This window comes from Pseudomonas sp. MBLB4136, from assembly GCF_051904765.1.
In the GTDB taxonomy this organism is placed as follows: domain Bacteria; phylum Pseudomonadota; class Gammaproteobacteria; order Pseudomonadales; family Pseudomonadaceae; genus Aquipseudomonas.
Window position 1 is genome coordinate 4303768 of record NZ_CP196713.1, and the last position, 14164, is coordinate 4317931.

The window sequence follows — 14164 nt, forward strand, 5'->3', positions numbered from 1 at the left end:
GGCAGGCGCTCGCCCACCGGACCGATGAACCCGCGCGCTATCAGCTGCCGCTGCTGAGCGCATGCCCGGGGAAGTGCTCCTTGAACTGGCGCTCGCTCTCTTCCAGGAGGCGACGCCCCTCTTCGATCTCGCGGTTACCGCGGGTCACCTGCTCACGCCCCTCCTCGAGGGCCTGCTCGGCCGAGTCGATCTGCTTCTCGCCCTTGCTGATGCGCTTCTCGCCGTCGCGCACCAGCTCCGAGCCACGATCCCAGTCCGCGGCAAACTGCTTCCTCAACTCCACACGAGCCTGCGCCTCATCGGCGTGTGCCCGCATCAGGTCGGCCGTGCTGGGCTGGCTGGCGCAACCAGCCAGCAGGGCGGAGGCAAAGCCAACAGCGATATAAATGGCATGCTTTCTCATTGATAACCTCGACTCATGTGGACTGCTTGTCTCGCATCCCGCATGCTCGCCTGCGCATTCACTGCACCGGCTCATCCATCCCTAGAAGGCATAGGGCGCACTTCTTCTTGCAGGCATGCTGACGAGTACATAATCAGCACCCTAGTCATTGAGAAGACTCAGATGCCAACAAAGTCACACTACGGCTGAAATACTATCCGCGTCCGCGATGAGCTCGAGATCTATCAATTCCGTCAAAAATCAGCTCCTGCGCCATGACAAGCCCTCCATCGCGGCCAACAAAAAAGGTTCTTCGCGGACTCTGGGGAAAGAGCGAGTTGACAGTCAGGGAAATGGGTAGATTGGCAGTCGCCAAACACACCAACTCCCAGTCCCTGCTGTCGCCGTGCATCCTATTGATCTTGCCGCTTTCTGGCCAGGCTACGAGGTCGTCGCCTGCCGCCCCGCCGCTGAAAACACCCTGCTGATTGAGCTGGAGCCCCAGGCCAACCGGCTACCCCAGTGTGGGCGCTGTGGCCAGCCCTGTCCGTTGATCCACGAACGGCGCATGCGCCAGGTGCGTGACCGTGACCTGCTGGATCGGCGTGTTGTTCTGCAGTTACCCGTGCGCCGCGTCGACTGCCTGACCTGTGGACGCGTGACCGAGCGGATCGACTGGTTGGGACCGGCCGCACGCCTGACTCGGCGCTTGCAGATCTGGCTCGAAGGCCTGTTGCAGCTCTTGCCGATAAGCCATGTCAGTCGCCTGACCGGCTTGCACTGGCACACCCTCAAGGCCATCGACAAGCGTCGATTGGAAGCCGCAGTGGGCGCCTTCGAGCCCGCTGACGTGCGGCGCTTGGTGATGGACGAGTTCGCCCTGCACAAGGGCCATCGCTACGCCACGGTGATCATGGATGCCGAGCGAACCCGCGTGCTGTGGGTCGGGCACGGCAACAGCCGCGAGGCTGTTCGGCCGTTCTTCGAGCTGCTTGGCGAGCGCTGCCAGCAGATCGAGGCGGTGGCGATGGACATGAACACGGCCTTCGACCTGGAGGTGAAGCGCCATTGCCCGCGGGCCGAGGTGGTGTACGACCTGTTCCATGTGGTGGCGCGCTACGGCCGCGAGGTGATCGACCGTATCCGCGTCGACCAGGCCAACCTGCTACGGCATGACAAACCGGCGCGCCAAGTGGTCAAGAGCAGTCGCTGGTTGCTGCTGCGCAACCGGGCCAACCTCAAGAGCGAGCAGGCGGTGCAGTTGCAGGAGCTGCTGCAAGCCAATCAATCACTGGCCACCGTCTACCTGCTCAAGGATGCGCTCAAGGACATCTGGTACGCGCCCGGCGTCTGGGAGGGCTGGCGGCGCTGGCGGGACTGGCAACGGCACGTCCGGGACAGTAGCCTGGCGCCGCTGCAGCGCTTCGCCAAGAACCTCAGGCGTTACCTCCGCGGCATCCTCGCCAGTGCCCGCTTCCCGATGCACACCAGCGTGCTGGAGGGGGTGAACAACCGCATCAAGGTCATCAAGCGCATGGCCTATGGCTTCCGCGACTCGGACTACTTCTTCCTGAAAATCAAGGCCGCCTTCCCCGGGAAAGTGCGATGAACCATAAAAAAGCCCGCTTTCGCGGGCTTTCTGGCTGACGCGGCGCGGGCTTAGTTGACCTTGGCCGCCAGCTCGCCCTTGGCATAACGCTGGAACATGCCTTCCAGGGAGATCGGCTTGATCTTCGAGGCGTTGCCGGCGGTGCCGAAGGCTTCGTAGCGGGCGATGCAGATATCGCGCATGGCGGTGACGGTGGCGGCGAAGAACTTGCGCGGGTCGAACTCGCTCGGGTGCTCGGCCATCATGCGGCGCATGGCACCAGTGGAGGCCAGGCGCAGGTCGGTGTCGATGTTGACCTTGCGCACGCCGTGCTTGATGCCCTCGACGATCTCCTCGACCGGCACGCCGTAGGTTTCCTTGATGTCGCCGCCGTACTGGTTGATCACCGCCAGCCACTCCTGCGGCACGCTGCTGGAGCCGTGCATCACCAGGTGGGTGTTGGGAATGCGCGCGTGGATCGCCTTGATCCGGTCGATGGCGAGGATATCGCCGGTCGGCGGCTTGGTGAACTTGTAGGCGCCGTGGCTGGTGCCGATGGCGATGGCCAGGGCATCGACCTGGGTGCGCTTGACGAAGTCGGCGGCCTCCTCCGGATCGGTGAGCATCTGGCTGTGATCGAGCACACCCTCGGCGCCGACGCCGTCTTCTTCACCGGCCATGCCGGTTTCCAGGCTGCCCAGGCAGCCCAGTTCGCCTTCCACCGAGACGCCACAGGCGTGGGCCATGGCCACGGCTTGCTGGGTCACGCGGACGTTGTAGTCGTAGTCGGCCGGGGTCTTGCCGTCTTCCTTCAGCGAGCCATCCATCATCACCGAGGAGAAACCCAGCTGGATCGAACGCTGACAGACATCCGGGCTGGTGCCGTGATCCTGGTGCATGCACACCGGGATATGCGGGAACTCTTCGATGGCGGCGAGGATCAGGTGGCGCAGGAAGGGCGCGCCGGCGTACTTGCGGGCACCGGCGGAAGCCTGGACGATCACCGGCGAGTCGGTCTTGTCGGCCGCTTCCATGATCGCGCGCATCTGCTCGAGATTGTTCACGTTGAAGGCCGGCACGCCGTAGCCGTATTCGGCGGCGTGGTCGAGCATCTGGCGCATGCTGATAAGTGCCATGGTTTCCTGTCTCCCGGTTTGGAGGTCGTTAATCGTGCAAGCCTGCCGCAGGGGCAGGCGCTATTCAAGTATTCGGGGATAAGGGGTCGCTGGGGCGCACCGCGGTACAGGCTTCAACGCCCGGCCCACGGCGCGCCCCGCGCGACTCAGCCCCGCGCGCGCTCTTCGAGCACGGCCACGGCCGGCAGCACCTTGCCCTCGACGAACTCGAGGAAGGCGCCACCGCCGGTGGAAATGTAGGAAATGCGCTCGGCCACGCCGTATTTGTCGATCGCCGCCAGGGTGTCGCCACCGCCGGCGATGGAGAAGGCCGGGCTCTCGGCGATGGCCTCGGCGAGCACCTTGGTGCCATTGCCGAACTGATCGAACTCGAACACCCCGACCGGGCCGTTCCACAGGATGGTCTTCGACGACTTCAACAGCTCGGCGAACTGCGCCGCGGTCTGCGGACCAATGTCGAGGATCATGTCGTCCTCGGCCACCTCGGCCACCAGCTTGACGGTCGCCTCGGCATCTTCGGCGAAGGCCTTGGCCACCACCACGTCGACCGGCAGCGGCACGCTGACCTTGGCCGCGATAGCCTTGGCGGTGTCCACCAGATCGGCCTCGTACAGCGACTTGCCGACCGGGAAGCCGGCCGCGGCGAGGAAGGTGTTGGCGATGCCGCCACCGACGATCAGCTGGTCGCAGACCTGGCTGAGGCTGTTGAGCACGTCCAGCTTGGTCGACACCTTGGAGCCGGCGACGATTGCCGCCATGGGCCCCGCCGGATTGCCCAGGGCCTTGCCCAGGGCGTCCAGCTCGGCGGCCAGCAGCGGACCTGCGCAGGCGACGGCGGCGAATTTGGCCACGCCATGGGTCGAGCCCTCGGCGCGGTGGGCAGTGCCGAAGGCATCCATGACGAACACGTCGCACAGCGCGGCGTACTGCTGGGCCAGCTCGTCGCTGTTCTTCTTCTCACCCTTGTTGAAGCGCACGTTCTCGAACAGCACCAGCTCGCCGGCGGCGACCTCGACACCGCCGAGGTAGTCGGCCAGCAGTGGCACGTCGCGGCCCAGGGCCTTGGCCAGGTAGTCGGCGACCGGCTTGAGGCTGTTCTCCTGGGAGAACTCACCCTCGCTGGGGCGGCCCAGGTGCGAGCAGACCATCACCGCCGCACCCTTCTCCAGCGCCAGCTTGATGGTCGGCAGGGCGGCGAGGATGCGCGCATCGCTCTTCACCACGCCGTCCTTCACCGGCACGTTGAGGTCTTCGCGGATCAGCACGCGCTTACCCTGGAGGTCGAGGTCGGTCATCTTCAAAACGGTCATTGGAATCAGTCCTTCACGGGGGCTGGTGGAACGGTGGCAGAGGAGACTTCGAGGAAATGCTGGGCGACATCGAGCATGCGGTTGGCGAACCCCCACTCGTTGTCGAACCAGGCCAGCAGGTTGACCAGGCGCGGGCCGGAGACGCGCGTCTGGCTGCCGTCGACCACCGCCGAATGGGGGTCGTGGTTGAAGTCGCAGCTGGCATGGGGCAGTTCGGTGTAGGCGATCAGGCCCTTGAGCGGCCCGGCTTCGGCGGCCTGGCGCAGCACCCGGTTGATCTCGGCCGCCGAGGTGTCGCGGGCGGTCTGCAGGGTGATGTCCAGGCAGGAGACGTTGACCGTCGGCACCCGGATGGCCTTGGCCTGGATGCGCCCGGCCAGCTCCGGCAGCAGGCGCTCGATGCCCTTGGCCAGGCCGGTGGACACCGGGATCACCGACTGGAAGGCCGAGCGTGTGCGGCGCAGGTCCTCGTGGTGGTAGGCGTCGATCACCGGCTGGTCGTTCATCGCCGAATGGATGGTGGTGATGGACACGTACTCCAGGCCCACCGCCTCGTTGAGCAGCTTGAGCAGCGGCACCCCGCAGTTGGTGGTGCAACTGGCGTTGGACACCAGGCGCTCGGTGCCGTCCAGGCGCTGCTGATTGACCCCGTAGACGATGGTGGCGTCGATATCCGCCTCGCCGGCCATCGGCTGCGACAGCAGCAGGCGCGGCGCACCGGCCTCGAGGAAACGCTCGGCCTCGGCACGGGTGGTGTACTGCCCGGAGCACTCCAGCAGCAGGTCGAGGTCCAGCGCCGCCCAGTCGATGCCTTCCGGCTCCTCCTGGCGCAGCACCTGCACGGAAGTGCCGTTGATATGCAGGCAGTCCCCTTCGACCCGCACCTCGCCGGGGAAGCGTCCGTGGGTCGAGTCGAATCGGGTCAGGTATTCGAGGCTGGCCTGGTCGGCCAGGTCGTTGAGGGCGACGATCTCCAGCTGCGCGCCCGCGCCGCGCTCGTGCAGCGCGCGCAGCACGCAGCGACCGATGCGGCCGTAGCCGTTGAGGGCAACTCTATAGGGACGCTTGGACATGGCGATCTCGGCAGGCTAGCAGGGTGGATGGCCGCGGCCACCCACCCCGGCGCGGTCAGGCGTCGAGCAGCTCGGCCGCGGTTTCCAGGACGTTTTCCAGGGTGAAGCCGAAGTGCTCGAACAGCGCCGCCGCCGGCGCCGATTCGCCGAAGGTGGTCATGCCGATGACCCGGCCCTCGAGCCCCACGTACTTGTACCAGAAGTCGCTATGGGCGGCCTCGATGGCGATCCGCGCGCCGACCTGCAGCGGCAGCACGGCCTGCTTGTAGCCGGCGTCCTGCTGGTCGAACACGCTGGTCGACGGCATCGACACCACACGCACCTTGCGGCCCTGCTCGCTCAGCTTGTCGTAGGCCTGCACGGCCAGGCCGACTTCCGAGCCGGTGGCGATGAGGATCAGCTCCGGCTCGCCGGCGCAGTCCTTGAGCACGTAGCCGCCGCGGGCGATGTCGCCCAGCTGGGCCGCGTCGCGGCTCTGGTGCGGCAGGTTCTGGCGGCTGAAGATCAGCGCGCTGGGGCCATCGTTGCGCTCGATCGCGCATTTCCAGGCCACCGCCGATTCCACCGCATCGGCCGGACGCCAGGTGTTGAGGTTTGGCGTGCAACGCAGGCTGGCCAGCTGCTCGATCGGCTGGTGGGTCGGGCCGTCCTCGCCCAGACCGATGGAGTCGTGGGTGTAGACGAACAGCACGCGCTTCTTCATCAGCGCCGACATGCGCACGGCGTTGCAGGCGTATTCCATGAACACCAGGAAGGTCGCGCCGTAGGGAACGAAGCCGCCGTGCAGGGCGATGCCGTTCATGATCGCGCTCATGCCGAACTCGCGCACGCCGTAGAACAGGTAGTTGCCCGAGGCGTCCGCCGCGGAAACCCCCTGGCAACCCTTCCACAGGGTCAGGTTGGAGCCGGCCAGGTCGGCCGAGCCGCCGAGGAATTCCGGCAGCAGCGGGCCGAAGGCGTTCAGCGCGTTCTGGCTGGCCTTGCGGCTGGCAATGGTCTCGCCCTTCTCGGCGACTTCCTTGATGTAGGCGGCGGCCTGCTCGGCGAAGTCGGCCGGCAGCTCGCCCTTGATGCGCCGCTGGAACTCGGCGGCCAGTTCCGGGTAGGCGGCGGCGTAGGCGGCGAAGCGCTCGTTCCACTCGGCCTCGACGGCGGCGCCGGCCTGCTTGGCGTCCCACTCGGCGTAGATCTCCGCGGGAATCTCGAACGGGCCGTGCTCCCAGCCCAGGGCGGCGCGGGTCAGGGCGATCTCGTCGACGCCCAGCGGCGCGCCGTGGCAGTCTTCCTTGCCCTGCTTGTTCGGCGAGCCGAAGCCGATGGTGGTCTTGCAGCAGATCAGGGTCGGCTGCGCGCTCTTGCGCGCGGTGTCGATGGCGATCTTGATTTCTTCGGCGTCGTGACCGTCGACGTTGCGGATCACCTGCCAGCCGTAGGCCTCGAAGCGGTTCGGCGTGTCGTCGGTGAACCAGCCTTCGACCTCGCCGTCGATCGAGATGCCGTTGTCGTCGTAGAAGGCGATCAGCTTGCCCAGGCCCAGGGTGCCGGCCAGCGAGCAGACTTCATGGCTGATGCCTTCCATCATGCAGCCGTCGCCGAGGAACACGTAGGTGTTGTGGTCGACGATGGCATGGCCGTCGCGGTTGAACTGCGCCGCCAGGACCTTCTCGGCGATGGCGAAACCCACGGCGTTGGCCAGGCCCTGGCCGAGCGGCCCGGTGGTGGTCTCGACGCCCGGGGTGTAGCCGTATTCAGGGTGGCCTGGGGTGCGGCTGCCCATCTGGCGGAACTGCTTGAGGTCCTCGATGCCGAGGTCGTAGCCGGTCAGGTGCAGCAGCGAATAGATCAGCATCGAGCCATGGCCGTTGGACAGCACGAAGCGGTCGCGATCGGCGAACTCGGGGTTGTTCGGGTTGTGCTTGAGGTAGTCACGCCACAGCACTTCGGCGATATCCGCCATGCCCATCGGGGCACCCGGGTGGCCGCTGTTGGCTTTCTGCACGGCATCCATGCTCAGGGCACGAATGGCATTGGCACGCTCACGACGGCTGGGCATCGCTGAATCTCCTGCTGGGGCTGATCACGAAAAAGGCGGCCATTTTCGCCCACCCGGGCGGTGCGGGGCAATGACAGATGGTCGCAGGTCCGGCTTTTCTCGGGCCAGGCGCGGCATCAACAAGGCAAATCGCGCCACGACAGCAATATCAAAACTTTTTGATATTGCTGTTGCTGTATGAAAAATGACCGACTAGACTTCGCGCCCTATGAATATCCGCGTGCCCCAGCTGAGCTTCGAGCCTGCCGACGAGCTGGCCGCCCTGTGCAAGGCCGGCGGCGATCCGTTGCGCCTGAACGTGCTGCGCGCCCTGGCCAACGACTCGTTCGGCGTGCTGGAGCTGGCGCAGATCTTCGCCACCGGCCAGTCGGGCATGAGCCATCACCTCAAGGTGCTGGCCCAGGCCGGCCTGGTGGCCACGCGCCGCGAGGGCAACGCGATCTTCTATCGCCGCGCCCTGGCCCAGGGCGACTCGCTCGGCGGCACGCTGCACGCGGCGCTGCTGGAGGAAGTCGACGGCCTGGCGCTGCCCGCCGAGGTGCAGGCCCGGATAACCGCAGTGCACGGCCAGCGGGCGGCGACCAGCCAGGACTTCTTCGCCCGCAGCGCGGCCAGCTTCCAGGCCCAGCAGGACCTGATCGCCGGCCTGCCGCAGTACCGCGACAGCGTGCTGGCCCTGCTCGACGCCCTGGGCTTCGCCGGCGACGCCACGGCCCTGGAGGTCGGCCCCGGCGACGGCAGCTTCCTGCCCGAGCTGGCCCGGCGCTTCGCCCGGGTCACCGCGCTGGACAACAGCCCGGCGATGCTCGAGCTGGCTCGCCAGCGCTGCATGAAGGAAGGCTTGGACAACGTCGCGCTGCAGTTGGCCGACGCATTGAATGACGAGTACCCGAGCGCCGACTGCGTGGTGCTGAACATGGTCCTGCACCATTTCGCCGCCCCCGCCGACGCGCTCAAGCAGCTGGCACTGCGCGTGAACCGCGGCGGCAGCCTGCTGATCACCGAGTTGTGCAGCCACAACCAGAGTTGGGCCAGGCAGGCCTGCGGCGATCTCTGGCTGGGCTTCGAACAGGACGATCTGGCCCGTTGGGCTATCGCCGCAGGGCTCACGCCTGGCGAAAGCCAGTACCTGGGCTTACGCAATGGTTTCCAGATTCAGGTGCGGCACTTCGCCAAACCGGATGAACACACCGGCCCACGGGCCACCCTCACCCACCGGTAATTAATTTAGGAAGACCGATAGATGAGCGAATACTCCCTGTTTACCTCCGAGTCCGTGTCCGAAGGCCATCCGGACAAGATCGCCGACCAGATTTCCGACGCGATCCTCGACGCCATCATCTCCCAGGACAAGCATGCCCGCGTGGCCTGCGAGACCCTGGTCAAGACTGGCGTGGCGATCATCGCCGGCGAAGTCACCACCTCGGCCTGGGTCGACCTGGAAGAGCTGGTGCGCAAGGTCATCGTCGACATCGGCTACGACAGCTCCGACGTCGGCTTCGATGGCGCCACCTGCGGCATCATCAACATCATTGGCAAGCAGTCCCCGGACATCAACCAGGGCGTCGACCGCAGCAAGCCGGAAGACCAGGGCGCCGGCGACCAGGGCCTGATGTTCGGCTACGCCAGCAACGAGACCGACGTGCTGATGCCGGCGCCGATCTGCTTCAGCCACCGCCTGGTCGAGCGCCAGGCCGAGGCACGCAAGTCCGGCCTGCTGCCGTGGCTGCGCCCGGACGCCAAGAGCCAGGTCACCTGCCGCTACGAGAACGGCAAGGTGGTCGGCATCGACGCCGTGGTGCTGTCCACCCAGCACAACCCGGACGTCAGCTACAACGACCTGCGCGAAGGCGTGATGGAGCTGATCGTCAAGCACGTGCTGCCGGCCGAACTGCTGCACAAGGACACCCAGTTCCACATCAACCCGACCGGCCAGTTCATCATCGGCGGCCCGGTGGGCGACTGCGGTCTGACCGGACGCAAGATCATCGTCGACTCCTACGGCGGCATGGCCCGTCACGGCGGCGGCGCCTTCTCCGGCAAGGACCCGTCCAAGGTCGACCGCAGCGCCGCCTATGCCGGCCGCTACGTGGCCAAGAACATCGTCGCCGCCGGCCTCGCCGAGCGCTGCGAGATCCAGGTGTCCTACGCCATCGGCGTGGCCCAGCCGACCTCCATCTCGGTCAACACCTTCGGCACCAACAAGGTCAGCGAAGACAGCATCATCAAGCTGGTGCGCGAGGTCTTCGACCTGCGCCCGTACGCCATCACCAAGATGCTCGACCTGCTGCACCCGATGTACCAGCCGACCGCGGCCTACGGCCACTTCGGCCGCGAGCCGGTGGAGATGAGCTACGGCGACGACAACTTCACCGCCTTTACCTGGGAGAAGACCGACAAGGCCGCCGAACTGCGCGCCGCCGCCGGCCTGTAAGCCCCCGCTATAAGAAAAAAGCCCCGCATATGCGGGGCTTTTTTATTTGTTGGACAACGGCACGAGGGCGCAGTCGCCCCCCACTCAGAACGCGCGAAACTCCTTGTGGCAGGCCTCGCAACTGTCCTCGACCCGCTGCACGACCGGCGCCAGCTCGCTCTGGCGCAGCGGCGGGGCGGTGGTGGCCTCGACCAGGGCGGCCGTCGCCCCCTCGAGCTCGCGGGCCAGCGCCTGGAAACGCGCCTGGCGCTGCCACACCTCGTCCCTCGCGCGGGTGTCGTCCTCTTCCTTGATTTGGGGGAAGTGCTGCCAGGGCTCGCGCGCCAGCTGATCCAGTTCCGCGGCGCCCTGGATAAAGCGCTGCTCGTCGAAGGCGATGCGCCCGCGCAGCATGCCGCCCAGGTCTTCGCTGGTCTTGAGCATCTGCTTGAAGATCGCCTGGCGCTTGCCCAGGGGCGAATCCGGGTCGACGCCGCCGCAGGCGGCCAGGGCCAGGCTGATGAACAGGACGGGTAAGGCGATCTTCAGTTTCATAGGCAATAGGTTCGACGGTGAAAAACGGGCCACAGTATCCCGACTCGTGGCGGCCGGGCCAAGCGCGGTGTTTTGCCGCAAATGTCGAGAGTGCGAGGCGCGCACGAATCCGTCGACCTGCCGGCAACCCTCGAGGCGGCCAATCCGGCGACGGAAAGCCTTGGGCTCGACGAGCACCGCCGCTATAATCGGCGGGCTTCACGCGACCGGCACCGCTCCGGTCGTGCCCGCCACCCGTCCGAGGGGCGCTGCAGCAGACCCTGTCCACAGGGATTTGTCAGGCTCGGATGGGGCGTGCTCTCTACCGCAGAGGGCGTTCAACGCATCAACGGCGCCCATTCGCAGACAACGAATGGAGAACTCTATCTATGAGCGCTGTAATGACGCCTGCCGGTTTTAACGACTACAAGGTCGCCGATATTTCCCTGGCCGCCTGGGGCCGTCGCGAGCTGATCATCGCCGAATCCGAGATGCCGGCGCTGATGGGCCTGCGCCGCAAGTACGCCGCCGAGCAACCGCTCAAGGGCGCGAAGATCCTCGGCTGCATCCACATGACCATCCAGACCGGCGTGCTGATCGAGACCCTGATCGCCCTCGGCGCCGAGGTACGCTGGTCGAGCTGCAACATCTTCTCCACCCAGGACCAGGCCGCCGCCGCCATCGCCGCCGCCGGCATCCCGGTGTTCGCCTGGAAGGGCGAGACCGAGGAAGAGTACGAGTGGTGCATCGAGCAGACCATCCTCAAGGATGGCCAGCCGTGGGACGCCAACATGATCCTCGACGACGGCGGCGACCTGACCGAGATCCTGCACAAGAAATACCCGGCGATGCTGGACAAGATCCACGGCATCACCGAGGAAACCACCACCGGCGTGCACCGCCTGCTCGACATGCTCAAGGCCGGCACCCTGAGAGTCCCGGCGATCAACGTCAACGACTCGGTGACCAAGAGCAAGAACGACAACAAGTACGGTTGCCGCCACAGCCTCAACGACGCCATCAAGCGCGGCACCGACCACCTGCTGTCGGGCAAGCAGGCCCTGGTGATCGGCTACGGCGACGTGGGCAAGGGCTCGGCGCAGTCGCTGCGCCAGGAAGGCATGATCGTCAAGGTCAGCGAAGTCGACCCGATCTGCGCCATGCAGGCCTGCATGGACGGCTTCGAGCTGGTTTCGCCCTACAAGAACGGCATCAACGACGGCACCGAGGCCAGCGTCGACGCCGCCCTGCTGGGCAAGATCGACCTGATCGTCACCACCACCGGTAACGTCAACGTCTGCGACGCCGGCATGCTCAAGGCCCTGAAGAAGCGCGCCGTGGTGTGCAACATCGGCCACTTCGACAACGAAATCGACACCGCCTTCATGCGCAAGCACTGGGCCTGGGAAGAAGTGAAGCCTCAGGTGCACAAGGTTCACCGCACCGGCCTGGACCTCGACCCGCTCAACGACGACTACCTGATCCTCCTGGCCGAAGGCCGCCTGGTCAACCTGGGCAACGCCACCGGCCACCCGAGCCGGATCATGGACGGCTCCTTCGCCAATCAGGTGCTGGCGCAGATCTTCCTGTTCGGCCAGAAGTTCGCCGACCTGCCGGCGGCGCAGAAGGCCGAACGCCTGTGCGTGGAAGTGCTGCCGAAGAAGCTCGACGAGGAAGTGGCCCTGGAAATGGTTAAGGGCTTCGGTGGCGTGGTCACCCAGCTGACACCGAAGCAGGCCGAGTACATCGGCGTGACCGTGGAAGGCCCGTTCAAGCCGGACAGCTACCGCTACTAAGCCTCCGGCCGCAGGCGCCCCGCGCAGCCCCCTGGGCCGTGCCGGGCGCCTCGCCTCATCAGCCTCACGCCTGGATATTCCTATGAGCCAAGAACACAGCTTCAGCTTCGAGTTCTTCCCCGCGAAGACCGAGGCCGGACATGAAAAACTGCTGAACACCGCGCGCGAACTGGCCGCCTACAAGCCGGACTTCTTCTCCTGCACCTATGGCGCCGGCGGCTCCACCCGCGACCGCACGGTCTCCACCGTGCTGCAGCTGAACGACGAGGTGCAGGTGTCCACCGCGCCACACCTGTCCTGCGTCGGCGACAGCAAGGCCGAACTGCGCCAGTTGCTGAACCTGTACAAGGACGCCGGCATCAAGCGCATCGTCGCCCTGCGCGGCGACCTGCCCTCCGGCATGGGCATGGCCAGCGGCGAGCTGCGCTACGCCAACGAGCTGGTCAGCTTCATCCGCGAGGAGACCGGCGAGCACTTCCATATCGAGATCGCCGCCTACCCGGAGATGCATCCCCAGGCGCGCAACTTCGAAGCCGATATCGCCAACTTCGTGCGCAAGGCCAAGTCCGGCGCCAGCAGCGCGATTACCCAGTACTTCTTCAACGTCGACAGCTACTTCTACTTCGTCGAGCGGGTACGCAAGATGGGCGTGGACATCCCGGTGGTGCCCGGCATCATGCCGATCACCAACTACAGCAAGCTGGCGCGCTTCTCCGATGCCTGCGGCGCCGAGATTCCGCGCTGGGTGCGCAAACAGCTGGAGGCCTACGGCGACGACAGCGACAGCATCCGCGCCTATGGCGAGCAGGTGGTCAGCGAGATGTGCGAGCGCCTGCTGCAAGGCGGCGCGCCGGGCCTGCATTTCTACACCATGAACCTGGCCGGCCCCAGCCTGGCGATCTGGAACAACCTCAAGCTGTCGCGCTGAGGCCAGACGCAACCCTGAGGCCGCCCCTTCCGGCCCCAGGGTTGTGACCGCCTGCCGGTTTGCCGCAAGCGCGCCCTTTCCCAGGCCCGACGGCCCGCGTATTCTGGCCCGATGACGGCACTCCAACGACAACTACTCGTCATCCTCCTCCTCGTCAGCTCTTGCCTAACCGCCCAGGCCCAGCCTCTGCGCCTGGTGAGCGAAGCCTGGCCCCCCTACATCTATGAGGAGCAGGGCCTGCTGCGCGGCCTGGATTACGAAGCGGCGCACATCGTCCTGCAGCGCCTGGGCGTCGAAGTGCAGTGGCAACTGATGCCCTGGAAGCGCTGCCTGGCGGCGTTCAGCCAGGGCCGGGTGGACGGCATCTTCGATGTCTTCCAGACCGCGTCACGCCAAGCCACCATGCTGTACCCCGACGAACCGCTGTCGGAAATCGAGTTCGTGCTGTTCCACAGCACCGCTAGACCCTACCGCTATCGTCGACTGAGCGACCTGGACGGGCTCAAGGTCGGGGTATCCGCCGGCTACTGGTACGCCAATCGCGCCTTTCGAGAGTCCGAGCGCTTTACCCGGGAACCGGCGCCGACCCACGCGGCCAATTTCGGCAAGCTGCAGCGCGATCGGATCGATCTGGTGATCAACGACCATCGTGCCGGGCACTTCCTGCTGAATCAGATGGGCCTGAGCAAGGCGATCGGGCACAGCCCCAAGGTGATCAGTCGCGACCGCCTGTACCTGGGCCTGCGCCGCGATGGCGGCTTCGAAGCGCTGGCCGAGCGCTTCGCCGAGGAGCTGCGCCGCTTCAAGCGCGAGCCGGGCTATGCCGCCCTGCTCGCCCGTTACGCGCCGCCCCTTGAGGTGCACCAGGTCGCCACCCCAGAAGCCGCGGACGTTGCGCCCGCCCCCTGAAAGCCGCTCGTTTTCCGGCCACCACGGCGACCGGCAGCTCGG

The 14164-nt window shown here is 66.1% G+C and carries 12 protein-coding genes and 1 riboswitch; of the genes, 6 read left to right on the plus strand and 6 right to left on the minus strand.

Going from position 1 to position 14164, the window contains the following annotated elements:
• Positions 1-40: 40 nt before the first annotated feature.
• Positions 41-403, minus strand: a complete 363-nt coding sequence (locus ACSX1D_RS19760) for a hypothetical protein (protein WP_439860085.1) — start codon at positions 401-403, stop codon at positions 41-43.
• A 385-nt stretch (positions 404-788) separates the two neighbouring features.
• Here ACSX1D_RS19760 and ACSX1D_RS19765 point away from each other — a divergent pair, with 385 nt between their 5' ends.
• The gene (locus ACSX1D_RS19765; protein WP_439860086.1) at positions 789-1991 is read left to right on the plus strand and encodes an ISL3 family transposase; all 1203 of its coding nucleotides are present in this window, start codon (positions 789-791) and stop codon (positions 1989-1991) included.
• A gap of 50 nt (positions 1992-2041) precedes the next feature.
• Here ACSX1D_RS19765 and fba read toward each other — a convergent pair whose 3' ends face one another.
• The 4 genes from fba to tkt form a co-directional block, all read right to left on the minus strand.
• Positions 2042-3106: a class II fructose-bisphosphate aldolase gene (fba, locus tag ACSX1D_RS19770; protein ID WP_208707286.1), complete on the minus strand. Its 1065-nt coding sequence runs from the start codon at positions 3104-3106 to the stop codon at positions 2042-2044.
• A 146-nt stretch (positions 3107-3252) separates the two neighbouring features.
• On the minus strand, positions 3253-4416 hold the full coding sequence (locus ACSX1D_RS19775) for a phosphoglycerate kinase (protein WP_439860087.1): 1164 nt from the start codon (positions 4414-4416) through the stop codon (positions 3253-3255).
• Positions 4417-4421: 5 nt separating this feature from the next.
• The gene (gene epd, locus ACSX1D_RS19780; protein WP_439860088.1) at positions 4422-5489 is read right to left on the minus strand and encodes an erythrose-4-phosphate dehydrogenase; all 1068 of its coding nucleotides are present in this window, start codon (positions 5487-5489) and stop codon (positions 4422-4424) included.
• A gap of 55 nt (positions 5490-5544) precedes the next feature.
• Entirely contained in the window at positions 5545-7542 is a 1998-nt protein-coding gene (gene tkt, locus ACSX1D_RS19785) for a transketolase (protein ID WP_439860089.1), read from the minus strand.
• Between the two features lie 208 nt (positions 7543-7750).
• Between tkt and ACSX1D_RS19790 the strand changes: the two genes are divergently transcribed.
• Positions 7751-8764 (plus strand): ArsR/SmtB family transcription factor, encoded by a 1014-nt coding sequence (locus ACSX1D_RS19790; RefSeq protein ID WP_439860090.1) that lies wholly within the window; start codon positions 7751-7753, stop codon positions 8762-8764.
• A gap of 21 nt (positions 8765-8785) precedes the next feature.
• Positions 8786-9976, plus strand: a complete 1191-nt coding sequence (metK, locus tag ACSX1D_RS19795) for a methionine adenosyltransferase (protein ID WP_208707291.1) — start codon at positions 8786-8788, stop codon at positions 9974-9976.
• Positions 9977-10060: 84 nt separating this feature from the next.
• Here the strand turns inward: metK and ACSX1D_RS19800 are convergent, their stop codons facing one another.
• Positions 10061-10510 (minus strand): c-type cytochrome, encoded by a 450-nt coding sequence (locus tag ACSX1D_RS19800; RefSeq protein ID WP_439860091.1) that lies wholly within the window; start codon positions 10508-10510, stop codon positions 10061-10063.
• A 234-nt stretch (positions 10511-10744) separates the two neighbouring features.
• Positions 10745-10854, plus strand: a riboswitch (S-adenosyl-L-homocysteine riboswitch).
• Positions 10855-10878: 24 nt separating this feature from the next.
• Here ACSX1D_RS19800 and ahcY point away from each other — a divergent pair.
• The 3 genes from ahcY to ACSX1D_RS19815 all read left to right on the plus strand — a co-directional run bounded on the left by ahcY (position 10879) and on the right by ACSX1D_RS19815 (position 14122).
• The gene (ahcY, locus tag ACSX1D_RS19805) at positions 10879-12285 is read left to right on the plus strand and encodes an adenosylhomocysteinase (RefSeq protein ID WP_439860092.1); all 1407 of its coding nucleotides are present in this window, start codon (positions 10879-10881) and stop codon (positions 12283-12285) included.
• A gap of 82 nt (positions 12286-12367) precedes the next feature.
• Positions 12368-13213, plus strand: coding sequence for a methylenetetrahydrofolate reductase [NAD(P)H] (gene metF, locus ACSX1D_RS19810; RefSeq protein ID WP_439860093.1), 846 nt, complete (start codon positions 12368-12370; stop codon positions 13211-13213).
• Positions 13214-13408: 195 nt separating this feature from the next.
• A complete protein-coding gene (locus ACSX1D_RS19815) occupies positions 13409-14122 on the plus strand; it encodes a substrate-binding periplasmic protein (protein ID WP_439860094.1) in 714 nt (237 codons plus the stop codon).
• Positions 14123-14164: the final 42 nt, after the last annotated feature.

Excerpts from the sequence above, each read along its gene's own strand:
- ACSX1D_RS19760 (WP_439860085.1), bottom strand. The coding sequence starts at position 403 with ATGAGAAAGCATGCCATTTATATCGCTGTTGGCTTTGCCTCCGCCCTG.
- ACSX1D_RS19800 (WP_439860091.1), bottom strand. The coding sequence starts at position 10,510 with ATGAAACTGAAGATCGCCTTACCCGTCCTGTTCATCAGCCTGGCCCTG.
- ACSX1D_RS19775 (WP_439860087.1), bottom strand. The coding sequence starts at position 4,416 with ATGACCGTTTTGAAGATGACCGACCTCGACCTCCAGGGTAAGCGCGTG.
- metK (WP_208707291.1), top strand. The coding sequence starts at position 8,786 with ATGAGCGAATACTCCCTGTTTACCTCCGAGTCCGTGTCCGAAGGCCAT.
- tkt (WP_439860089.1), bottom strand. The coding sequence starts at position 7,542 with ATGCCCAGCCGTCGTGAGCGTGCCAATGCCATTCGTGCCCTGAGCATG.
- ahcY (WP_439860092.1), top strand. The coding sequence starts at position 10,879 with ATGAGCGCTGTAATGACGCCTGCCGGTTTTAACGACTACAAGGTCGCC.
- metF (WP_439860093.1), top strand. The coding sequence starts at position 12,368 with ATGAGCCAAGAACACAGCTTCAGCTTCGAGTTCTTCCCCGCGAAGACC.
- ACSX1D_RS19790 (WP_439860090.1), top strand. The coding sequence starts at position 7,751 with ATGAATATCCGCGTGCCCCAGCTGAGCTTCGAGCCTGCCGACGAGCTG.
- epd (WP_439860088.1), bottom strand. The coding sequence starts at position 5,489 with ATGTCCAAGCGTCCCTATAGAGTTGCCCTCAACGGCTACGGCCGCATC.
- fba (WP_208707286.1), bottom strand. The coding sequence starts at position 3,106 with ATGGCACTTATCAGCATGCGCCAGATGCTCGACCACGCCGCCGAATAC.